The sequence below is a fragment of the Nostoc sp. FACHB-892 genome, from assembly GCF_014698795.1.
Lineage (GTDB): Bacteria > Cyanobacteriota > Cyanobacteriia > Cyanobacteriales > Nostocaceae > Nostoc.
Map to the genome: position 1 here is coordinate 27,860 of NZ_JACJTR010000007.1, position 22,365 is coordinate 50,224.

18 protein-coding genes and 1 pseudogene are annotated in these 22,365 nt (G+C 41.0%); 10 read left to right on the plus strand and 9 right to left on the minus strand.

The annotated features are described in order from the left end of the window. Positions 1 to 209 precede the first annotated feature (209 nt). Positions 210 to 2,003: a DnaJ domain-containing protein gene (locus H6G96_RS11620; RefSeq protein WP_190911603.1), complete on the plus strand. Its 1,794-nt coding sequence runs from the start codon at positions 210 to 212 to the stop codon at positions 2,001 to 2,003. A gap of 1 nt (position 2,004) precedes the next feature. Here the strand turns inward: H6G96_RS11620 and H6G96_RS11625 are convergent, their stop codons facing one another. From H6G96_RS11625 to folK, 3 genes are all read right to left on the minus strand, one after another. Next, positions 2,005 to 2,268, minus strand: coding sequence for a hypothetical protein (locus H6G96_RS11625; protein WP_190911604.1), 264 nt, complete (start codon positions 2,266 to 2,268; stop codon positions 2,005 to 2,007). 83 nt (positions 2,269 to 2,351) lie between these two features. Further along, positions 2,352 to 2,900 carry an NUDIX hydrolase gene (locus H6G96_RS11630; RefSeq protein WP_190911605.1) on the minus strand — a complete coding sequence of 183 codons (549 nt, stop codon included), beginning with the start codon at positions 2,898 to 2,900 and terminating at the stop codon, positions 2,352 to 2,354. 68 nt (positions 2,901 to 2,968) lie between these two features. Continuing rightward, complete coding sequence (folK, locus tag H6G96_RS11635; RefSeq protein ID WP_190911606.1) at positions 2,969 to 3,484, minus strand: 2-amino-4-hydroxy-6-hydroxymethyldihydropteridine diphosphokinase; 516 nt, start codon at positions 3,482 to 3,484, stop codon at positions 2,969 to 2,971. Positions 3,485 to 3,867: 383 nt separating this feature from the next. Here folK and H6G96_RS11640 point away from each other — a divergent pair. Next, positions 3,868 to 6,116: pseudogene (locus tag H6G96_RS11640) on the plus strand (penicillin-binding protein 1A). Between the two features lie 226 nt (positions 6,117 to 6,342). Beyond that, positions 6,343 to 6,570, plus strand: a complete 228-nt coding sequence (locus H6G96_RS11645) for a hypothetical protein (RefSeq protein WP_190731014.1) — start codon at positions 6,343 to 6,345, stop codon at positions 6,568 to 6,570. A gap of 110 nt (positions 6,571 to 6,680) precedes the next feature. Here the strand turns inward: H6G96_RS11645 and H6G96_RS11650 are convergent, their stop codons facing one another. From H6G96_RS11650 to H6G96_RS11660, 3 genes are all read right to left on the minus strand, one after another. After that, positions 6,681 to 7,103 carry a TerB family tellurite resistance protein gene (locus H6G96_RS11650; protein WP_190911607.1) on the minus strand — a complete coding sequence of 141 codons (423 nt, stop codon included), beginning with the start codon at positions 7,101 to 7,103 and terminating at the stop codon, positions 6,681 to 6,683. A gap of 57 nt (positions 7,104 to 7,160) precedes the next feature. Further along, complete coding sequence (locus tag H6G96_RS11655; protein WP_190911608.1) at positions 7,161 to 8,573, minus strand: 16S rRNA (cytosine(967)-C(5))-methyltransferase; 1,413 nt, start codon at positions 8,571 to 8,573, stop codon at positions 7,161 to 7,163. Positions 8,574 to 8,710: 137 nt separating this feature from the next. Further along, positions 8,711 to 10,165, minus strand: a complete 1,455-nt coding sequence (locus H6G96_RS11660; protein ID WP_190911799.1) for a glycoside hydrolase 100 family protein — start codon at positions 10,163 to 10,165, stop codon at positions 8,711 to 8,713. Positions 10,166 to 11,095: 930 nt separating this feature from the next. Between H6G96_RS11660 and H6G96_RS11665 the strand changes: the two genes are divergently transcribed. Next, positions 11,096 to 11,689 carry a bacteriorhodopsin gene (locus tag H6G96_RS11665; protein WP_242063252.1) on the plus strand — a complete coding sequence of 198 codons (594 nt, stop codon included), beginning with the start codon at positions 11,096 to 11,098 and terminating at the stop codon, positions 11,687 to 11,689. A 646-nt stretch (positions 11,690 to 12,335) separates the two neighbouring features. On the opposite strand, the gene H6G96_RS11670 is transcribed toward H6G96_RS11665, so the two are convergent. Further along, positions 12,336 to 12,599, minus strand: coding sequence for a hypothetical protein (locus H6G96_RS11670; protein ID WP_190911609.1), 264 nt, complete (start codon positions 12,597 to 12,599; stop codon positions 12,336 to 12,338). Positions 12,600 to 13,053: 454 nt separating this feature from the next. On the opposite strand from H6G96_RS11670, the gene H6G96_RS11675 reads away from it, so the two are divergent. The 6 genes from H6G96_RS11675 to H6G96_RS11700 all read left to right on the plus strand — a co-directional run bounded on the left by H6G96_RS11675 (position 13,054) and on the right by H6G96_RS11700 (position 19,103). After that, complete coding sequence (locus H6G96_RS11675) at positions 13,054 to 14,286, plus strand: PQQ-dependent sugar dehydrogenase (RefSeq protein WP_190911610.1); 1,233 nt, start codon at positions 13,054 to 13,056, stop codon at positions 14,284 to 14,286. Positions 14,287 to 14,808: 522 nt separating this feature from the next. Continuing rightward, the gene (locus H6G96_RS11680) at positions 14,809 to 16,101 is read left to right on the plus strand and encodes an ATP-binding protein (RefSeq protein WP_190911611.1); all 1,293 of its coding nucleotides are present in this window, start codon (positions 14,809 to 14,811) and stop codon (positions 16,099 to 16,101) included. Beyond that, positions 16,091 to 17,872 carry a tetratricopeptide repeat protein gene (locus tag H6G96_RS11685; RefSeq protein ID WP_190911612.1) on the plus strand — a complete coding sequence of 594 codons (1,782 nt, stop codon included), beginning with the start codon at positions 16,091 to 16,093 and terminating at the stop codon, positions 17,870 to 17,872. Before H6G96_RS11680 ends, H6G96_RS11685 begins: the two co-directional genes overlap by 11 nt. Before the next feature lie 61 nt (positions 17,873 to 17,933). Further along, entirely contained in the window at positions 17,934 to 18,068 is a 135-nt protein-coding gene (locus H6G96_RS41280; RefSeq protein WP_242063266.1) for an element excision factor XisH family protein, read from the plus strand. Further along, positions 18,056 to 18,391 carry a XisI protein gene (locus H6G96_RS11695; protein WP_190911614.1) on the plus strand — a complete coding sequence of 112 codons (336 nt, stop codon included), beginning with the start codon at positions 18,056 to 18,058 and terminating at the stop codon, positions 18,389 to 18,391. Before H6G96_RS41280 ends, H6G96_RS11695 begins: the two co-directional genes overlap by 13 nt. Positions 18,392 to 18,629: 238 nt before the next feature. Next, entirely contained in the window at positions 18,630 to 19,103 is a 474-nt protein-coding gene (locus tag H6G96_RS11700) for a transposase (RefSeq protein WP_347242224.1), read from the plus strand. Positions 19,104 to 19,199: 96 nt separating this feature from the next. Here the strand turns inward: H6G96_RS11700 and H6G96_RS11705 are convergent, their stop codons facing one another. Both H6G96_RS11705 and H6G96_RS11710 read right to left on the minus strand, forming a co-directional pair. Beyond that, entirely contained in the window at positions 19,200 to 20,273 is a 1,074-nt protein-coding gene (locus tag H6G96_RS11705) for a substrate-binding domain-containing protein (protein WP_190911615.1), read from the minus strand. Between the two features lie 665 nt (positions 20,274 to 20,938). Then, positions 20,939 to 22,147, minus strand: coding sequence for a serine/threonine-protein kinase (locus tag H6G96_RS11710; protein ID WP_242063254.1), 1,209 nt, complete (start codon positions 22,145 to 22,147; stop codon positions 20,939 to 20,941). Positions 22,148 to 22,365: the final 218 nt, after the last annotated feature.

The window sequence follows — 22,365 nt, forward strand, 5'->3', positions numbered from 1 at the left end:
AAAAGGTCTTTTTTGACTAAGCTCTAAATGGTAAAAATTTGTCAAATATTATAGATACCCCTCCAGTAAACTTACTGGAGGGTATTTGCTATTCTAAAAAGACTTTATCTCAACTGAGAAACTATAAAAATACGTAGGTGCAGCCCGCCGTAGGCATCGCACTCTATCTTCTTCATTCCTAATTTGTTCCTCTTCAAAAACAAAAATCAGTGACACAAAACTCTAAAACAGGCGCAGCATTTATCGCAGGTGGAACCATAGCAGGTGCTGGTGTTTCCGCAACTGTAGGCGGAATGGGACTAGCAGGCGGATTTGGTGCAGTCGGTATTGGTGCAACTCCTGTAGTGGCTGCTGGTGCTGTGGCTGGTGCAGCTGCTTATGGTGCAATTAATGCGATCGCACAGGGAGATGCTACTGCTTTCGCTACAATGGGAATTGGTGCAGTCGGCGGTACTGGTGTTTATAGCGTCGTCGGTGGTATGGGTTTAGTCGCACCTAAAGTAGGGCTGGCATTTGGGATTGGTGCAGTACCGATGGCAGGAATTGGTGCAGTGGTGGGACTCGCCGCCTATGGTATTGCCAAACTGTTAGATGAATCGGAAATTAGCGAAACTCCAGCACAGCTTTTTGAGCGGATGGAAGAGAAAGTTTTGCTGATAGATGCCTATTCCGAAGCAGTGATGGAATTAGAAGCATTTTTATCTGGTGAGGATCTCAACCAAAAATTTGCTGTTTTGGAAGTCGAAGACGAGTTACAAGCACTTAAAGCTGAATTCAAGAAAAAATCAGAATTTGTTACCCCTAAACCTTCTATTCCCAATATTGAAGCAGAAAGAATATCTCTGACAACCCAGCTACCTGAAACTGAAACCTGGAAATGTGTACGCACACTCAAAAGTCACTTAGCGGCAGTTAATGCGATCGCTATCACTCCTGATGGTACTACCTTAATCAGTGGCAGTGATGACAGACAAGTTAATTTGTGGAATTTGAAAACAGGTAAATGGCTTTACACGTTTTCTGGACAAGCTGAGGCAGTTTTATCTGTTGCTATCAGCCCTGATGGACAGCAGATTGCAAGTAGTGGTGTCGATTGCAAAATCAGCAGTTGGCAGATGGATACAAAAAAATTTCACCGTACATTCTTTTATTTAAACTCTACCTATAGCCATAATGGTTTTGTTAACTCAATTGCCTACAGTCCTGATGGGGCAATTCTTGTTAGTGGTAGTGCCGATAAGATTATAAGAATTTGGGGACGCTACACGGGAACAATAAAACGCACTTTGAATGGACATTCAGATGCAGTTTTATCAGTTGCTATTAGTCCCGATGGTAAAATTCTTGCAAGCAGTAGTGCTGATAAAACTATTAAGCTTTGGGATATCAAAACTTGGCAACAGTGCTATATTCTCACTGAACATTTGGCAGCAGTCAATACACTTGTCATCAGTCTTAACAGTCAAACTCTTATTAGTGGTAGCACAGACGCCACAATAAAGCTGTGGAATCTCCAAACTGGAAAATTACTCTCCACTCTGACTGGACACTCAACGGCGGTTTTGTCTGTTGCCATCAGCCCCGATGGAAAAACCCTCGCCAGTAGCAGCAGAGACGGTATTATCAAACTCTGGAATCTCCACACTGGGGAACTACTACTACAAACTCTCTCTGGCTGTAGTCCTGTTGCTTTCAGTTCTGATGGCAAGACGCTGGTAAGTGGCGGTAATAGCGGAAGTATCAAGATTTGGAGTCAAGTGCAAAGCTTTGATAAATTTACCCTCGACTCTGTACTATCTGGGGAATGGTGGGAAGTCTTGGGTGTAAATCAAAGCGATCATCCCAATCTTGTCAAATTCGCCTACCGTCGATTAGCAAGACAGTATCATCCTGATGTCAATAATTCTGCGATCGCAAAAGCTTCGATGCAAGCAATTAATCAAGCTTATAAAGAATTCCAGGAGCATTTAAACACTCACAAATATATTAACTTTGATAAATAAATTATCTTGCATCCTCTGCTGCTAATAAGGCTTTTATCTCAGGCTCGGCTGGAGGCAAAATATCATAGATACCGAGGTTAATTAAAGTAGATTTTTCACAAAGAATATACCCAGGTTGACGAGTTTCGACTTCTCTACAAGACGCTACGCGTAGCTTGCTTCCCCGGAGGGGTACGCTCAACTGTTGATCCTTTAGTTGGTGAATGTCATTGGTGTAGCTACTAGGAATGAGTCGAAAACGCGGATGTTCAACGTATCGACTCAAATCATTGTTAGCAATTATCTTGTCAGCATCTGCGGTAGGCGTAGCCCACCGTAGGCATCGCTAACTCTAGCAGCATATTGGTATTAAATTAAAAACGGACGCGCTAGAAAGAAGCTAGCAATTGATTTAGCATCTACCGGTTCTCCCTCTAAAATAGCTTTCTCTAATTCTTCGGGAGTCAAAAATACAGTTTCGATATCCTCGTCTCCATCTTGTGGTGGTGGTGTCTCCAGCTTTTCTAAATCTCGTGCCAGAAAAGCATAGATAATTTCATCAGAATAACCAGGCGCTAAGAAAAATTCGCCTAATTTGTCCCATTTTTGGGCACTATAGCCAGTTTCTTCTTCTATTTCACGCTGTATCGTCTCTAAAGGATCTTCATTTATTTCCAATGTCCCTGCCGGAAATTCTAATATGCGTCCCTGAATTGCAAAACGATACTGGCGCACGAGTACAAGTTTACCCTCTGGCGTTACCGGCACAGCTAAAGCACCACCAGGGTGACGAATACATTCCCATTCTCCTTCCGATTTATTAGGCAAACGCAAGCGATTAACTTCAAAATCAAACTTGCGTCCTTTATAAAACAAGCGTTGTTTTAGTAGTTGTGGTAATTCTCTACCTAATGGCATAGTATAATTCTGATTATCTGTGAAACAGAGGTGAAATCAGCGTTCTTCTGCGTTTAAGGATGGTAATTCTAATTGCCCATCAATAAATGTACATCAGAACAGTCTACCTCTTTCAGCAGTTCTTTAATAACATACCCGGATACTGGTTCTATCCAATCTGGGGCAATTTCTGCCAGTGGCACTAACACAAAGGCCCGATCCCGCATTCGGGGATGGGGAATCTGGAGTTTTGGTGTATCCACAATAAAGTCATCAAATAATAACAAATCTAAATCTAGGATTCGTGGCCCCCAGCGTTCCTGACGCACACGCCCAAATTGTTGTTCAATTCCTAACAAAATTTCTAATAACTGCTGTGGTAGCATTTCTACATACAATGTGACGCAGCCATTTAGGTAATCTGGCTGTGGTGGCCCCACAGCTTTGGTTTTATACCAATTGGATCTAGCTTCTAAGAAAATACCCGGAGTGTGGGCTAAAGTTTCTGTAGCTGCTTCTAAAATTGTCTGTGAATCACCAATATTACTACCAAGAGCAACGGCGCTTCTTCTTAGTTCTGCTTCGGCGTAGTTCGCCTTAGGCATCACGCTCTCCTAAAGTAAGCTGTTTTGGGGCTGTGTCTACGAATACTTCGCTGCCCTTGTTCCCAATGACGATAATTTTTATATTCCGAATAGTTATCAAAGTTGCAGTATTTTTACAAAACTCAATTAACTAAACCTAAAAAACATTTATTTTGTGGTGAATTTAGTTAATTATTTATAGGATATTATACTAACACAGAGGTGGTGCTATAACCCCAAAGTTGATTGATCGTGGTTATTATAGTTACTACTTTGAGCGAGGAACTGATGTGGGTAAGCTTACCTCCTGGTTCAAACGAAGACCAACTAATTTGAGTGACTCTGGACAAGGTGGAACAAATGAAAGCTTACCACCAAAAAATCTGGCGCAGCCGAGGCAGTTACTGAGCAAATGAAAATTTTACCATCTAGGATGAAGGCCAATCAGGCAACTCGCGGTAAACCACTCTATCGTCGCTTATGGTTTTGGGCAGGCTTGGGTTTAGGTGGTGGGATAGTTGCCTTGATCTACGGCGTTAGTTTAATAGATCAGACTTTGCCAGATCAGGCCGAGTTGAATGCCGTGGTTAGAGAGCAAACACTGACCATCAAAGCTGCCGATGGAACCATATTACAACAACAAGGTGAAACTGCCAGAGAACAGCTAAACCTGGAACAAATACCAGATAATTTAAAAAAAGCTTTTATCGCCTCAGAAGATAGAAGATTTAAACAACACAAGGGAGTTGATCCTCAAGGGATTGTCAGAGCGGGTTTGAATAATTTGCGATCGCAAGGTGTGGTCGAAGGTGCTAGTACTATCACCCAACAGCTAGCGCGGATTCTGTTTTTGAAACAAGAACAGACAATCTGGCGCAAACTCAAGGAAGTCCGCCTAGCCCAAAAAATGGAGAATGAATTAACCAAAGATCAGATTTTAGAGCGTTACCTGAATCTGGTTTATTTGGGAGGTGGAGCTTATGGTGTGGCAGATGCATCTTGGGTATATTTTAGTAAATCACCAGACCAGCTTACTCTTGCGGAAATGGCAATGATTGCTGGATTAGCTCCTGCTCCTAGCTTATATGCTCCAGACAAGAATCCAGAAGCTGCAAAACGGCGGCGGGATTTAGTATTGTTACGGATGCAAGAAGATAAAATAATTACGCCAGAGCAAAGGCAGGCAGCAGCCCAAGAACCGCTAACTCTCAAAAGCAGTTTACCCAAGCGAGTACAAGTAGAATCACCCTACTTTACCAGCTACATCCAAAAAGAATTGCCGAAGTACGTTTCTTCTGATGTGTTAGCGAATGGGGGATTAGTAGTGGAAACCACGCTGAATCCAACTTGGCAGAAAGTTGCAGAAGAGGCGGTTGCCAAAACGCTGCGAAATCAAGGACGCTGGGAAAACTTTAAGCAAGCATCAATGGTAGCCATTGACCCCCGTAACGGTGAAATTAAGGCAATGGTTGGGGGAAAAGATTTTGGTAAAAACCAGTTTAATCGAGTTACCCAGGCACAGCGTCAGCCAGGATCGACATTTAAAGGGTTTGTATATGCTACTGCGATCGCTAGCGGTAAAAGTCCCTACGATAGTTACGAAGATGCGCCCTTTGTTGTAGATGGCTACGAACCGAAAAACTATAGTGAAAGGTTTCGGGGTCCGATGAACATCCGAGATGCCCTCACCCGCTCTATTAATGTTGTTGCGGTAAAGACATTGATTGATGTGGGATTTACGCCAACGATTAAACTTGCCCATGATATGGGGATAAAATCTGAACTCAAGCCTACCTACTCTTTGGCTCTCGGCTCAAATGAAGTCAATCTGTTAGAGTTGACAAGCGCCTATGGCAGCTTTGCTACTCAGGGATTGCACATAGAGCCTCATGGTATTACTCGCATCCTCAACCGTCAAGGCAAAGTGATTTGGTCAGCTAATTTCAAATCAAAACGCGCCCTTGATGCTGACAGTGCCGCCATCATGACTTGGATGCTACGCAACGTCGTAGAAGCGGGGACTGGTGCTGCTGCTCAATTAGGTAATAGACAAGTTGCTGGCAAGACAGGCACTTCCGACGAAGCCCGCGATTTATGGTTTATTGGCTACATTCCTCAGATGGTGACAGGGGTCTGGCTAGGTAACGATGATAACCGCCCCACATACGGCAGTAGTGGTAGTGCGGCTTACACCTGGCGTGAATTTATGGCAAAAGCGGTAGAAGGGATGCCCGTAGAAAAGTTTCCTAAACGCCCTAAGTTAGAAGGTCGTAAAGGTACTATTAAAGCCCAGTCCATCAAGCCCAAACAAGTGCTGAATCGTTCTATTTCTTCTAATGATGATTCAAAAAGGGAAAGTGCTAGAAATTCTGAGGAGAGTGGTTCATCTGGGAGACGTAGAAGGAGGAGGAGTTATTCTCAAGAAGAACAGCAATCGACCGATTATACCCCAAGACGGAGAAGGCGCGATCGCAGCCAAGAATCAAGTTCCAATAACTCTTCTTCAGAGTCATCTAGTCCACGGCGGCGATCTAGAACAGTAGAATCTGATTCTCCCCCACCTCGAAGAACTCGGCGATCTTCCTCTTCCGGCAATAGTTCCGGTTCTTCATCACAGCCATCCTGGCGGGATAGACTTAGACCTTCTAATTAATGAAAAGTGGGCACTGGGCATTGGGCATTGGGCAATAATCAATAAGTTGTTATTCTTCCTCTGCCTCCCCTGCTCCCCCTGCTCCCCTGCTCCCCCTACCCCCCCTGCCCCATCCTCTTTTCTATGCAATATGAAGTTGCTCAAACTAAACTCCAGAGGGATGTTAAGTGATACGCTCATTCTATAGTGTGTCAAGTAGCGTTACTTAACATTGGAGAATATACTCATGCACATATTGATGCAGGCAGCAGATTCAATCGCAACAAATGGTACTCATTTTCCTTATGCTTTCACCTTGGTGTATGTCGTTGGTTTTATTGCTGCTGTAACCATTGGTTCAATAGCTTGGTACAACTCGAAACGCCCCGCAGGTTGGGAAAGCAAAGAGCGTCCTGATTTTGTACCTAAGGTTGATAAAGAAGAAACTCCGGGTCTGGGTGAACCGAAGTCATAATTTAGTCATTAGTCATTAGTGAGCCAGCGCGGTCTTGGGGGTTTCCCCCATGAGTGACTGGTGAACCCGTAAGGGTTATTAGTTATTAGACTATAGACTTTTGACTATGATTAGTTTTGCACTTCAACCCAACGGCGGTAAAGCTTTTGAATTTGTTTGAGAAGTGCAGTGTGAGCTGGTTGATTTGAGCCATTGGGCTTGGCTATATCCTGTAACTCCGTCAGGAGTCTAGCTTCTTCGACGGCAACTTCGCCATCGCTATAAATTAAGCCACTGATGGCTTCAATCAGATTTTCACAATCTTCAAGGCTGGGGCGATCGCCTAAATACTCCCGCACCCAGTCATAGCATTCTTTTGGCTGTACAGGAACTAATTCGTACAGCCAAGGCTTAATTTCGGGATCGTTAGCTAAACCTTTTGCTTGAGCTATCTCGCGAAGATATTGCCGTTCTTCTGGCTGGATTCTGCCATCAATCCAGGCGGCTCCAATCAGGATCTTAACTAAGTTTTTCACATTGGAAGGGGTAACCATTGCTGCCTCCTCTGGTAGATTCAGGCCACTATCAAATCGTACAATCCCAAACAGTATTCACTCGGAATTATTGGTTTTTCTTAAGCGCACCATAAAAAAGCCATCCATATCCTGTCGATGGGGCCAGACTTTAAACCAACCTTGAGGCGTGTTATGGGCAGAATCAGGTAGCTCAAAGCCTTTTGGAGACTCAATTTGCCAATCAGGCGACTCAGCTAAAAATGCCGAAATCACTTCTTCATTTTCTGCTGGATGCAATGTACAGGTGGCATAAACTAGTACACCACCAGGCTTGACAAAAGTAGATGTATGTGTTATTAGTTCTTTTTGCAGCACCGAAAGTTCACGGACAGATTCTGGTGTCTGTCGCCAACGAGCATCAGCATGACGGTGCATAGTTCCTAGTCCAGAACATGGAGCATCCAATAATACGCGGTCTGCGGTGTTTTGAAATTGGTTGAAGTGGCGGCTGTCGCCAGTGTGAATTTGAATAGATTGTAAATTTAGCCGTTGAGAATTTTCTTGGAGTTTACGAAGACGAGAAGGAGTGCGATCGCAAGCCCAAATTTTTCCCTTATCTGCCATTAACTCAGCCATGTGGGTTGTTTTACCCCCTGGTGCAGCACAGGCATCAATTACCACCTCACCTGGTTGGGGGTCAAGCAAATGGCTTACTAATTGGGCGCTACCATCTTGTACAGTCCACCAACCTTCTTTGAAACCAGGTAGTTTTTGAATTGACCCAGTATTACCAATAAATCGTAAAGCTTGGGGTAAATGAGGAATCCGTCTCACTAAAATACCAACAGATTGCAATGCCGCCTCAACTTCCTCGATGGAATTGCAAAGAGGGTTGATACGCAAGTCGATTGTTGGTGATTGATTCATCCATTCACACAATTGTTCTGTCTCAACCAAACCCAATTGTTCTAACCAAACTTGAATAATCCAGTCAGGAAAGCTGTGTAAAATGCCCAAGCGTTCTACTGGATTTTCTGGAAGTTGTAACGGATCAAAATGGGGGAGTGGGGAGTGGGGGAGTAACAATGAGTTTTTCTCCTCTGCCTCTCTGCTTCCCTGCCCCCCTGCTTTTCTAAGATACTGGCGTAATAGACCGTTAACAAAACCTGTGAGTCCAGAAAAACCGTTTTCTTTAGCGAGTTGAACGGTGGTATTAACAGCAGCTGAAGCCGGAATACGCTCTTGATAGCGCAGCTGGTAGAAACCAAGATGTAAGATGGTACGGAGGTCTAGGGGTTGTTGATGAGATTTCTTTTTGGCAAGTTGATCAATGAGAGTATCAAGAGTGCGCTGCCTTCTGACGCTCCCATAAACTAATTCTGTCACCAAGCGGCGATCGTTATCAGGCAAACTGACTTTTTGCAGTACTTTATCTAGGGCAACATCGGCATAAGCCCCCTTGTGAACATCTCGCAGGGCGATAAAAGCTAATTGACGGGGGTTTGTCATGGAAACAGGATTCAGGAGTCAGGAGGCTTTTGTATTTTAACTCTGCTAATTTTGGATTTTGGATTTCGGATTTTAGATTTTTCCTTCAATCCAAAATATAAAATCTAAAATCCAAAATTGAATGACTCCTAACTTCCTTATCGAGGCATATGGGGGTCTACACTGGCGATTTCAAACTCACATGCTCTAGAAACCTGTTCTGCTGGTAATTTTCCAAAGCTGATTAATGGTAAATAAGTGGGGTTCGCCATCAATTCTTTTGCCAATAAGAACCCGGTAATTGTCCAAGTTTGATATTTCCGAGCTTGTTTGCCAATCAACCGCCCTTTCTTACCATCGTAATATTCTGGCCATTCATCTGTACTGAGCCGTCCTTGGGCAGTTTCAATAGCTTTTTGTGCAAGACTTGTTTTGTTAGTTTTCACAGCCGCAGCCGCTAACATCCACATTAAAACAGGCCAACTACCAGCATTATGATACGACCAGGGGATATTTTTGGGGTCACATCCAGTTACAATTCTGTATTCTTCATGTTCCAAAGCTGGGAAACAAATTTTCATTGGCATATCTCCCACCAAGTCATCCCATCGATCCTCAATGAGAGTCATAATTGCTTGTGACTGTTCTTCGGTAGCTAAGTCTGAAATGATTGCCATTAAGTTTCCGAGTGAAAAGAAGCGAGTATCTAGCTGCGACGGCCCGACATTACCTGCTAGATAACCACCTTTTCTCGGCAGCCATTTGTCCAATTCATAATAGGGAACAGAATCTACATAGATGTTGAACAGATTAACAGCACCCTTGCCATATTCTTCACTTTTAAAGCGATAAATTGCATTCAGACGATTAATATCTATCCAATAATGCTGACGAATATGAGCACATAAAAGAGGCAACCTATTATCAATGGCTTCAACAACATCGGAATTGCCTTGGCAAATTAGCAATTCACGAGATGCACGCAATGCCGTGTAAAAGAGAACTTGTAGTTCTATAGGATGCCCATAAATGCCCATACGACGGTCAATCATACAAGCGCCATCTGGAACCAACAGCGTTGGGTACATATCAAAACGATTCGCCAAGCAGATTTCCATGATTAACCTGATCCCATTTTGGAATTCAGGTTGATAGGCTAGAGAAAAGTCTTCTGTGGCAACTACATAAGCACGCAACAAAATAATCCACCATAGACAAGAATCTACTGGTGTAACTCTAGCGATCGCATGTTCACCAAAATCTGCTTCTAAATATTCTTGCCCATTTTCAGATACAACTTTAAAGCTAGCTGGTATTAATCCTCGTCCAGGCTTATAGGCATCTAATGCTCTTTCTTTAGGCTGTAACTTTAAGGTTTCTTCTAAGAAATTACGAACAATATCTGTTCTACCTTTGATTAGAAAAATTAGACCTGATGAGACAAAATCCCGAACAAAGCACTGGTCATAATTGAGAGCCTCTACAGATGCATCATAAGCGGCTACCGTCCCAACGGGGCGACCCTGATAATAGAGAATTGATTTTTCTAGTGTTCGCCACGCTTCTTCGACTTCTTTTAAATTTTCAGTAGTTTCTAATTCGTTTAGGTGCATCGCCAAAATAGCTCCATTGGGATTGTAAAGTTGTGGTAGACGCGTCTTCATTTTCTATTTTTGCTATTCTCAGCATAACAAAAACGATTCTTTGAATAGCAAATATAATTTGGAAAAAAATAATAAACTAACAATGAATAAATATGCTGGCATTTATCCAAATTTATTGATAGTTAATTCGCTTATAATCTATTACTGTTTTGGTGAATTATAGTTGTTATTATCACAAGCAGTAACATGATTCTTCAAAACAGCCACACAAGATATATTTTTAGATTATTTATGGTTCCCTTTCATGTCCATAATCTTAAGCTTTACCAAATAAAAATATATCTTCAGTGTTGTTTAGGATTTGCATGAAGTTAAAACTGGTTACAGTATATTTACTTGATCAGGATTAGTTTTTGACACTAATAAGTCAGATTATTCCCCTATAAACTAATAATTTATAACTTTTTTTCAGAATATGCAAGATGAATTATTGAAAAATTTAAAATGTCAATACTTCTGAAGAGTTATATATTTTACCCTACTGATAGATGACAGGGGGTGTTTATGGTAAGTAGAGCCAAAAATAGTAAAGCAAACAGAACTAAAATTTAAGTTTCACGGAGATAAGAGAGAAGACTTACCAAAATTGGTTTGTAGTCACTTTTGAATCACATTTGTTCTTAATCCTAGAGATGGCTAAACTGTGTAACCCAAAGCACAAATTGTCTTGAATTCTGCTAATGAAGGTTGAAAGAAATAACAGTCTTCAGTTTTTTGCTAGTTGGAACAAACTAAACCAGGACTTATGCATTGAAAAGCTGAAATCTTGTTCGCGTAGCGCACTCCCCCTAAGCTACGCCACTTGCTTTGGGAAGACACTTTCCGGACGCTACACGTTCCGTTGACTTTGTTTCAAGCAATTTTACTTAGAGGAGTTTTATGGATTGGCAGAATATATTTCATTGGCTCTACATAGCAGGTATGGCTACTGGTGCTATTTACTTTATTTCCCTCAGTAGAAATCCTCGTGGTGTCCCCAAATACGAGTATCTAATCGCCACTTTTATCCCTATTTGGTCGGGATTGGCCTATCTATCAATGGTTTTACCGCACGGTGATTTGCAACAGGGAAAGGTTTTAGTTGCCGGTCAAATAGCTCATTATGCTCGTTATCTTGATTGGATTGTGACTACCCCATTGTTGCTGTTGGCACTGTCCTTAACCGCAATGCATTATCTTGCCAAAAAAGACTGGACGTTAATCGCTTCTTTGATAGCTACACAAGTAATTGTCGTCGTCTGTGGTTTGATTGCCGACCTTTCTACAGTGCCTTGGGTGAGATACCTATGGTACATCAATGGCGTTGTTGCCTTTTTGATTGTTTTATGGGGAATTTGGAACCCTTTGCGTGCCAAAACTAGAAGTCAAGGGCGACAACTATCAGAACTTTTTGATAAAATAACAACTTACTTTACAGTGTTTTGGGTTGGCTATCCCATTGTTTGGATTATTGGCCCTAGTGGCTTCGGTTAGATTAATCAAACAATGGATACATTTCTTTTTTGTTTACTACCTTTTTTCTCTAAAGTGGGTTTCAGCTTTTTAGATTTACATGGCTTACGCAGTTTGCATGACTCCAGTGAGGAAACAAGTGCTGACGAGGCTTTTGGCAGTACCTTCCGTTTCTTGGCAAGCATAGTTATTCCCAGGGTGTCACACAGGAAATCATCACATAGAAGAGTGCGATATTTACCAAGAGATTTTCGATGAATCAGTCAATTAGAAGTATTTGCTGGGCTACAGCTGAAGGGTATAGCGGTTCTCATTCAGATGGGGTACAAGATTATATTGCAAGGTGTAGGGGGCAGTGCCTTGCCCCTACGGGTGTACCTCACGTAAACGAGAACCGCTATATATCCCTGCATACAGCAACGGGCCGGAACCTCAGTTTACAGTCATGAATTATTTGCCCTTATGGGCATATCTAGAAAAAATAGGTTTCTTTCAAAAGCAACGCTAAATGCACTTTGCAACTTTGGGCAAATTAGCAATAAACCAAATTTTAAGAATGCAGTTGGAGAAGCCGTTATGGTATGGTAACTATAACCATCGGTGGATGTTAAACATTCTTAAATCACTCAAGATACAGCAAACTTTAAAACATTTTCTTTGCTTATCATCAAAAAGTCATCACCTTGGTTTTCACTTTAACTCTCACTAAAGGAATTATGAACAAAAAATTGATTTTTCTAGCTTCAGCAGTTGGAATAAGCGTATTTATGGCAGCCTGTGAACCTGCTGCGGAAACCCCAACAACCACACCACCGGCTACTACTCCAGCACCAGCAACTCCAGTAACTCCGACTACTCCCTGATACACCTTTTTTCTTGCTTGATATTTTGTAGAAACGCTAGTACGCCACGGCGGAAATAAAGCAACCATTTCAAATCTTTAAAAAGCTGATTCCATAATACTTTTGACTTTTGACTTCCGCCTTGCGGTACTAGTAGTCTGCCAAGTTGAAATTGATAGGTAAGTAATTTCGTAGTAAAGACTTAAGTCCTTACTATGAACCTTCGTGGAATTCTAAGGGTGTTTCCCCTAGGGTGACGGCACAGGTAAATCAATGTATTTAAAAAGATAATGTTCTACAGAGAGAACGAGGCAACTGCCCGTCAGGGAGGTTATGAACAGTGGGGTACGAACATTTTCCCCAGTTCTGTATCGTCAGACCTTCGCAGTCCTCAACAATTTGTATGTAAAATTTGAAGGTCTTCATGGTGATCGGAGAATCAAGCCTTAAACTACATCTCTAGCAAGTTCGCAACAAAAGGAAAAATATTCATTTAGTTATTTCAAAAACCATGCAAGTAGCAATTTTTTGGAGACAATTATTATGATCCTGACAAGAATTATTGCAGGGAGATTGCTTGTTTGCATATTTTGGCTGGGAATTTCTTCTTGCACCTCACCAACATCTGAATCTGCAAGCACTAACCATCAAGAAAGAGAAATAACTAAACAAGTCAGTGAACAAACTTCTACCAACAATCAAGCGTGTACTCTAGTCAAAGATGGCTTTGGTTCACAAGGACAGGTAAACCTACGGGTTGAAGAAGTGGCAACAGGTTTTGAAGTTCCTTGGGGAATAGCTTTTCTGCCAAATCAAGATATGTTAGTTACTGAGCGACCTGGACGGGTTCGGCTGGTACGGGATGGTAAACTTATTCAAAAACCAGTAGCTACCATTGATGTTACAGAAAGTGGTGAAGGTGGTTTACTTGGCATTGCAACTCATCCTAACTTTTCTGAAAACCGACTTTTTTACGTTTACTACACTGCTGATAGAAATGGTTCACAGGTCAATCGTGTTGAACGATGGCAATTATCCCAAAATGGGCTTAGTGCCTCGTCAGATAGAATAATTCTTGATGATATTCCCGTGGCAGTGTATCACAACGGTGGTCGCATTCGCTTTGGTACTGATGGAATGCTCTACATTGGGACTGGCGATGCGAGAGATCCGCAAAGTTCCCAAGATGTTAATAGCCTTGCTGGAAAAATTTTGCGTGTAACGCCAGATGGACAAGTACCGCAAGACAATCCGTTTAAAAATCCCGTATATATCACTGGTATTCGCAACACTCAAGGGTTTGATTGGTACGATGCATCAACACTATGGGTAACAGATCATGGCCCCAGTGGCGAGTTAGGCAGAAGCGGTCACGATAAAGTCAGCGTAGCAAGAGCAGGCGACAACCTTGGCTGGCCTACCATCTACCGTTGTGAATCAGGAGAAGGACTGGTGACTCCTTCCATTGTTTGGCGTGAAGCTTTACCTCCAGGCGGGGCAACAATTTATACAGGAAATTCTATTCCAGAATGGAAGGGCAGCTTAATCATTCCTACCCTCCGTTCCGAACACTTGCAGCGTGTCGTCTTTAACCCACAGTCACCCCAGCAAGTCCAGCGTCATGAGGTGTATTTACAAGGTAAATACGGACGACTTCGAGAGGCAGTTATGGGGCCAGATGGCGAATTGTATATCACAACCAGTAATTGTGATGGGCGAGGAAGTTGTCCTTCACAGCAGGATAAAATTCTCCGCATTACCCAATCAAAAGAATGAAAATTTCAAAAAGAGGCAAGGAGCAGTTCTTGATGGGGTCATTTCTTTCTGCTCCCTTCCCCCTGCGTCTTCGTTGAAGACACCTTTAGTCTATTTGCGATCGCTAGACTAATTAAAATCCTAATGCCCAAAAAGCATAAATGGTTCAATGTAAATGACCTATGTTGTAGCGGAGACTCTGCTACTGTTGCAATAATACCCAGAAGAGACACAAACATAGGATGAAGAAAATTTAATTTTATTGATCTGTTAGGTAGCTTTCACTATTTCAAATGTATACTTTATAATTTATTTTTCTTTCTTGAATGTATAATCTATTATTCGTTCTTATCTAGATTCACCTCTATTACTTATTTCTCGGTTGGGATTGTGGAAGGTGGAGTATCTTCTTTGAAAATCTAAGACAGTATTCACTTAGTAATTATTTATTAACAGAGTTGTGAAATTTATAAATATTTGAATTTCTACTTTAAAAATCATGAGCCATTATATGAATAGTTCCCATCTTTACGGCACTATCCAATGGCTCAAGACTTATTAAACTCCTTTCAAGAAGCATACAGCAATCTCGAACTCTTTCCGTTGATGGAACGGAACGAAATGGAAAGATTTCGAGTCGAATATGGCGATGATTTGATTGCAGACCTGAACCAATTAGTTGAAGATAGTCCCAATGGAGATGGCAAAATTGTCTTTACAGGACATCGGGGATGTGGTAAGTCTACTTTGTTAGCTGAGTTTAGCCGACAAATTCAAAATAAATATTTTGTAGTCCTCTTTTCTATTGCTGACAAAATCGAAATGTCGGCAGTTAATCATATTAATATACTGTTTGCGATCGCAGTTAATTTAATGACAGAGGCAGAAGCACGCCGAGTTGATATTCCGCAATCTACTAAAGAAGCTCTTTATAAGTGGTTTGCTACTCGCACCCGCACTGAAGAATCAAATATACAGATAGAAGCTGGGGTAGGCTTTGACCTCCTAAAGTTGATTAGCTCTAAATTAAAAGCTGATGCTAGCGTTCGGGATGAAATTAAGCAGGAATTTGAACGCAAGTTATCTGATTTAGTTGCCAGAATTAATGAAATTGCTGCTCTAATTCAAGCTGCAACTAAACAAAACGTTTTAGTCATTATTGATGATTTAGATAAACTGGATTTAGGAAGAGTTAACGAAATTTATCGAGATAACATTAAAGCTCTTTGTCAACCCAACTTTCAAATTATTTATACTATCCCGATCGCAGTACTTCGAGAAACATTCATCAGCACAATAATTGCCACTGAAACCAACGATCAGGTTGTCGCAATGCCTGTCTTAAAAATATTTGATAAAGGTAAAAATCGCTTTCCTAATGCTGAACCTCGCCCGGAAGCAACAATGATCCTTGGTGAAGTTTTACAAAAGCGGATTCCCAGTGAATTAATCGCGGCAGAAACAGCTGAAAAAATTGTGATTTACAGTGGTGGCGTATTGCGAGAGTTGATTCGTATCTCTAAGGAATGTTGTCGTATTTGTTTGCGGACTATCCGAAGAAATCCCTCAGCCGAAGTTATTATTGACGATAAAATTCTTCTTCAAGCAATCAATAAAATCCGTAATGATTTTTCCATACGTTTAGGAAAGGTTGATACAGATATTTTGCAGAGTGTCTATGAACAATTTATGCCTAATGACCCCAAACAAGCAGAATTTTTGGATTTACTTCATGGGCTATATGTTCTAGAATATCGCACTGAGGAAACTTGGTATGATGTTCATCCAATTATCATCGAAAGCCTGAAAAGACAGGGAGCAATTAATGTTAAATGAAGAATTATTTGATCAGGGAGAAAATCAAGATGCATATGATGATTTAATTGTTTCTATTGAAGCTCAAAAACGGGGGTTAAATTTACTGATTGCAGTTTGTAATGATGCTAATTTTCGTGATGAGATTATTGCCCAATATGAAGCTGAACTACAACCCACTTTCCATACATATCGAGTAACTTTAGCACGTCAAGAGCCGAGCCTCAAAGCTGCTCTTAACCAACTGGTACAACAAGAAGAATATCTTCGTCAGCAAAACCCGGCGGTGATTACTGTGACGGGTGCTGAACAACTTTATTTTCTCCGATTGGGAAATGAGCAATCAGAACAAGAGAAATTTTTTGGTTACTTACAGTGGACAAGGGAGGGATTGCGCGAGTTTCCCTTTGCGATTGTACTTTGGGTAACTAACCAAATTTTAGTCAACCTGATTAAAAAAGCTCCTGATTTTTGGAGTTGGCGCAACGGGGTATTTCGGTTTGAATCTAAAAAGACAAATGCTATTCCTGGTAAAGAACTAGAACATATACGTTTTGTTTTTAGAGACACAGAATTAGCCAGCACAGATACTAATGAAGATAACTCCTTTTTCTTACCCATCCAAGATTTACAAGGGTTAATCGAGAAAGTAGAACAGGAACGCGGAACTAAAGATCCCACCTTGGCTACTTTATACTCAAGATTAGGCGATATTTACCGTAGCAGATTAGAACGGGGTGAGTCTCAGAATTATCAAGAAGAACAAGAACTAGCAATAAAGTACTGGCGTAAGGCGATTGAACTACAAAATGAATTAGGTTTGCAGATAGACTTAGCTACTAACTTCAACAATTTAGCAGGAATATATCGTGCAACAGGGCGTTACAGCGAAGCGGAACCACTATATAAACAAGCTTTGGAACTAACGAAACGCTTGTTAGGAGACAATCACCCTTCTTTCGCTACTAGCCTGAATAATTTGGCAGGACTCTACAAATCTACTGGACAATATACTAAAGCGGAACTTTTATATCAACAAGCTTTGGAACTGAGGAAAGGTCTGTTAGGAGAAAACCATGCTGATGTCGCTGCCAATCTCAACAATTTGGCATTACTATATGATGAACAAGGGCGTTATGAAGAAGCAGAACCTCTGTATCTGCAATCATTAGAACTCGAAAAACGTTTGGTTAGCGAAAATCATCTTTCTTTGGCTCTTATACTAAATAATTTAGCGCTACTTTATTATCATCAAGGGCGTTACACTGAAGCTGAACCGTTGTCGCTCCAAGCAATAGAATTAGATAAGCGATTTTTGGGAGAAGAGAATCCTGATGTTGCAACAGATTTACACAATTTAGGATTGATATACCGCGCTCAAGGACGCTACGATCAAGCAGAATCTTTATTTTTGGAATCCTTGGAACTGAAGGAGCGTCTATTGCAAAAGGCGCATCCACTTTTAGCAGATACTATCTACGCTCTTGGTTATATGTACAGGGAGCAGGGGCGTTTTAATGAAGCGGAACCTTTATGTATAAAAGCTTTAGAACTTGATAAGCACCTATTGGGAGAAAATCATCCCAATGTTGCTGAAAGTCTGAATAATCTGGCAGAAATTTATCGTGAAACTGGACGTTATGGTGAAGCAGAACCGCTTTATTTGCAAGCTTTAGATATTTGTGAACGAGTCTGGGGTGTAGATCATCTCCGTAGTGTCACTGTTCGTCAAAATCTAGAAAAACTCGCCGCAGCAATGCAGAATAATGGAGAATGCGATTGTATTACATAAAACTAAAACATCATTTTGGGTTAATCTGACTCTAAATTTAGAGATAGCAAAATGGCTAAAGATGTTTGCTGTCCCTAGCGAAACCTATCAAAATTTTTTTAAACTTCCCTTCGTCCAAGGTGCCCTTCAACGTTACCAAGTTAAGTTAATAGTCTTTGATCCTAGACAGGAGGAGATTCGGCAATGGATAAGATAAAACATTATCGACAACTAATAAAACAAATATTGACAGAATATGCACAAAATATCAATAACACGGATACAGTCAATTCACAACTAATTATTGATAGTGAAAACGACCATTATCAATTAGCTTATGTTGGCTGGCAAGGAGATAAGCGGGTGTTTGGCCCAGTCATGCATTTTGATATTCAAAATGGTAAAATATGGATTCAGTATAACGGTACAGAAGAGTCTGTTGCTGAACGGTTAGTTAATTTAGGTGTACCCCCTTCTGATATCGTCATTGGGTTTCATTCTCCTTTTAAACGCCAATTTACTTCTTATGCTGTGGAGTGAATGTAAATATTTTCAACTCAGATGATAGATAAATAGTAAATGGTGCGATCGCTTCCCCAAGATCCCCGACTTCTTAGAGAAGTCGGGGATCTGATTGGATTAAAAGGGCATACTAAAGCAAAATCTCATATTCTTGCCTATGCCGCGACGACAAACCCCTCTGCAAACTGGCAACTTTTACCATGTCTATAATCGGGGGAACAATCGCTAAAAGATTTTCTTTGAGCGTGAGAACTATATTTATTTTCTCCGGTTGATAAGGGAACATCTGATAACTAATGCAGTAGATATTGTTGCTTACTGTTTAATGCCCAATCATTATCACTTTTTGGTCTATCTGAGAGATGAAACTCTGTCTCATGCGATGAAATCCCTCTCTCTTTCTTACACAAAAGCAATTAATAAGCGTTTTAATCGTTCTGGGGTGCTATTTCAGGGAAGGTTTCAAAGTATTCATATTTTACAAACTGACTATCTTCTGAACCTCTCACGTTATATTCATTTAAATCCGGTGAAAGCAGAACTGGTGCAGCAACCTGAAGAATGGGAGTTTTCCAGCTATTTGGAATATGCAGGATTACGAGGAGGAACACTAGCCAAAACAGAGTATATCAAGATGCAAATTGACTCAGAATTAGCTTATCAGCAATTTTTAACGGGTCATAACCTACCTGATAGCGCTGGTTTCAAAAGGCTGCTACTGGATGATTAGCCTAATTAAAGATTCCCGACTTCTTTAAGAAGTCGGGGATATGAATAATTTCTAGTGGAGAGTGCGTAGGCGTAGCCCGTCGTAGACATCGCTCTACTAGCGAACCCCGACAAAACCAGCTTGCTCAATTGCCTTTTGCCCCTGGTCAGTTAATAAAAGTTTGGCGTAGGCATCCCCAATCTGCTGTTCCCGACCTTTATTTTGCTTAATAATCACAAACAAGTTAGCAATCATAGGATAGCTACCATTTTTGACAGCCTGAGTATTTAGCTGGTTGCGCTGACGTAGACATTGCTCAGGTGATACCAAAGGTTCGTTATAGGGAGGAATTAGTTGACTAGAAGTACTACCCAATGGCAAAGCCTTCACACTACATTGAGGTAATACTGAACGGGCAGAAGCATAATAGACACCGCCAGGGGTTTTGCTGAGTTGCCGCACTGCCTCTGTAGTAGAGTAGACATACTGTACATTAGAGCTAAGTGCTTGCCCCTTCAAGTCGCTGTTGCTAGAGAATATTACTGTATCTGCGTCTTCTGGTCGTTGAGATAAAGGTGTGATAGGTAGGTTTGGCCCACCTATTTGGTTCCAGTTAGTAATTTTCCCCAAATAAATCTGCTGCAATTGGTCAACAGTTAAACCAGGCAGATTGAGTGATGGGTTGACTACCACTGCTATCGCATCCCTACCAACCTGACGTTGCTCAAGGGTGAAGCCTCGCTCTTTTGCAATAGCTCGTTCTTCATCTGTAAGGGGACGAGAGGACTGAGCAAAGTCTAGTTTCCCATCAAGCAACATCCGAATGCCGGAGCTAGAACCAGGGCTACCATTAACAGGGTCTACATAACGTAATTGTAGTTCCGGGCGATCGCTTTGGATCTGAGAATCTACCAATTGCCGGATAGATGCCCAAGCTGTACTACCTCCGTAGTTAAATGAAGCAGTGGGGACATTAGTAACTGTTTGAAAAGTTGATGCAGTACTAGAGAGGCTATTGAAATTTTGATTAGAGGAACTAACACTGTTACGGGCAGCTAAATTCGGCTTCAGTAACCACCAAAGCAGTCCACCAATAACCATAAGTGTCAGTACTTTACCAATAATCAAACCTCTAAGAAAGAGGGCGAGTTCACCGTTAATTAAAGCTTTTCTTTGATTTGTATTGTCCATATCTTTAAATCTTGTTTATTCTATTTATCCTACAGGAATCCATAAATATTGAGGTTAAGAGCAACTCTGGAATAAACCAGTTAATAGCGGATTTTATGTGATTGCTGGTAGATGATTAATTCTTCCTAATGTAGTAAGGATAAATTTGCTCTTTGGTAGCCTTTGCAATGGTGGAATTGCTCTTATTGACTCCTCTGTGAGCTGCTGATTTAGCTACTAGTACCGCAAGGCGGAAGTCAAAAGCCAAAAGTATTATGGCATAAGCTCTTTAAGGATTTTCAATGGTTGCTCTATTTACGGCGTAACGTACTAGGCTATTGACTAGTACTAGACCTTTCAAGGTGGGTAAAAATTTTGGTCAATAAATTCCTCTTTAAGCTCTTTACTCTGTGTTCTCTGCGCCTCTGCGGTTAATAAATTACTTTTAAACCTTACTAGGCGCAGAGAGCGCTGAGAAAAAACAATCTTATTTTACGAGTCACCTTGAAAGGGGTATTGACTAGTACTTACGCACTGTACAAAATAACCATCTTATGTATTAAGGTAAATACGTTGTTTCAGGCTTTTATTAATAACTCTTGATTGGCTGCGTAGGCGTAGCCCGCCGCAGGCATCGCCAAAATATCATTGAAAAATATAGCTACAAGCCTTGAAAACTATACCTATTACTTTGGCTTCTCTGTCAATGCGTAAGTCCTATTGACATTAACATTAGCCAACCGTGGCTCAAACAATTTTTGTATAAAATTATTTAATTGAGTTGGTTGGTTTGGAGGCGATGTACCTGTATTAACGATTGTATAAATTAAAACTAATACCATTAAGCTAGTGGTAACACCAAGCCCTATTCCTAGCAGCAAAATAAAGTTTCTATAAGTTAGCGAATAAGTGTTATCAACGTTTTGCTTTGTAACATTATCTTCTGAGGATTTTGACAAGGCCAAATTAGAATTAAGCGCTTGCAAAGCTTCTGAGGCAGATTGGTAACGCTGGGTAAAGCGATCGCGAACCATTGTATCTAAAATATCTGCAAAAACATCACTTACCTCTGCCTGATGGCGCCAGAGAACTTCTCCAGTATTAGGATCTTCTTGTAGTTGCTCAGGTATTAAACCTGTCAAAGCTTGAATGCCAATCATCCCTAATGCATAGATATCGCTGCAAAGTCTTGGCTTTCCCTTAGCCTGTTCGCTTGGCATATAGCCAGGAGTCCCAACAGCAATTGTTAAGCCTGCTCCTAAAGCACCAATTTTCTTAATACTCCCAAAGTCAATTAGAACAATCTTTTGATCTGAGTGCCGACGCATTAGATTTTGGGGCTTAATATCCCGGTGAATAATGTTGTTTTGGTGGACAAAAGACAGTACTTCCAGGATTTCTTTTAATAAATTTAAGACTGTCTTCTCGCTAAGACGCTGACCCGGTACAATTTCTTGAGTCAATGCATGACCATCAATAAATTCCTGGACTAAATAGAAATCCCCATCTTCATTAAAATGGGCAAATAGTCTAGGAATTTGGTCGTGGTCGTTGCCTAGCTGGTATAAAACTTCCGCTTCCCGATCAAATAGACTTTTAGCTATGGGCAAAATAGCAGGATTGGAATCTTTTGGCTGAAAATGTTTGACAACGCAATGAGGTCGTCCTGGTAAATCTAGGTCTACGGCTAAATAGGTATCACCAGATCCTCCGCTTCCTAAGTGTTTGACAATTTCAAATCGATTCCGAAGTGTTTTTCTGGCGAGAGAGTATTGATGTTTTTTACGTATAGCATCTCTTAACAAGTAAGTATTACTAGATCCTCCACTTTCCAGCAGTTTTACAGTCTCAAAGCGACTCCTGAGTTTTTTTCTAACTAGAGGGTTCTGGCTCATGTGGCGTATACTACTTGTCAATTTACTGAGCATTCAGAGCTTGGGTGGCATTATGAATACCTGCGGCTAGGTTTGTTGGTATTTGAGGCAGTTAGCTTCTCAAGCGACCTATGCTTTTAAGCCGTTTTATAGTTAGCCGCTTAACTGGTTTATTCGATACCTTATATTGGTATCTTAATATAAAAATTTATTTCTAGAATAGTTCAATAAATTGTATC

Excerpts from the sequence above, each read along its gene's own strand:
- H6G96_RS11695 (WP_190911614.1), top strand. The coding sequence starts at position 18,056 with ATGGATAAGATAAAACATTATCGACAACTAATAAAACAAATATTGACA.
- folK (WP_190911606.1), bottom strand. The coding sequence starts at position 3,484 with ATGCCTAAGGCGAACTACGCCGAAGCAGAACTAAGAAGAAGCGCCGTT.
- H6G96_RS11705 (WP_190911615.1), bottom strand. The coding sequence starts at position 20,273 with ATGGACAATACAAATCAAAGAAAAGCTTTAATTAACGGTGAACTCGCC.
- H6G96_RS11665 (WP_242063252.1), top strand. The coding sequence starts at position 11,096 with ATGGATTGGCAGAATATATTTCATTGGCTCTACATAGCAGGTATGGCT.
- H6G96_RS11710 (WP_242063254.1), bottom strand. The coding sequence starts at position 22,147 with ATGAGCCAGAACCCTCTAGTTAGAAAAAAACTCAGGAGTCGCTTTGAG.
- H6G96_RS11660 (WP_190911799.1), bottom strand. The coding sequence starts at position 10,165 with ATGCACCTAAACGAATTAGAAACTACTGAAAATTTAAAAGAAGTCGAA.
- H6G96_RS11645 (WP_190731014.1), top strand. The coding sequence starts at position 6,343 with ATGCACATATTGATGCAGGCAGCAGATTCAATCGCAACAAATGGTACT.
- H6G96_RS11630 (WP_190911605.1), bottom strand. The coding sequence starts at position 2,900 with ATGCCATTAGGTAGAGAATTACCACAACTACTAAAACAACGCTTGTTT.
- H6G96_RS11675 (WP_190911610.1), top strand. The coding sequence starts at position 13,054 with ATGATCCTGACAAGAATTATTGCAGGGAGATTGCTTGTTTGCATATTT.
- H6G96_RS11685 (WP_190911612.1), top strand. The coding sequence starts at position 16,091 with ATGTTAAATGAAGAATTATTTGATCAGGGAGAAAATCAAGATGCATAT.
- H6G96_RS11655 (WP_190911608.1), bottom strand. The coding sequence starts at position 8,573 with ATGACAAACCCCCGTCAATTAGCTTTTATCGCCCTGCGAGATGTTCAC.
- H6G96_RS41280 (WP_242063266.1), top strand. The coding sequence starts at position 17,934 with ATGTTTGCTGTCCCTAGCGAAACCTATCAAAATTTTTTTAAACTTCCC.
- H6G96_RS11670 (WP_190911609.1), bottom strand. The coding sequence starts at position 12,599 with ATGGTTGCTTTATTTCCGCCGTGGCGTACTAGCGTTTCTACAAAATAT.
- H6G96_RS11680 (WP_190911611.1), top strand. The coding sequence starts at position 14,809 with ATGGCTCAAGACTTATTAAACTCCTTTCAAGAAGCATACAGCAATCTC.
- H6G96_RS11650 (WP_190911607.1), bottom strand. The coding sequence starts at position 7,103 with ATGGTTACCCCTTCCAATGTGAAAAACTTAGTTAAGATCCTGATTGGA.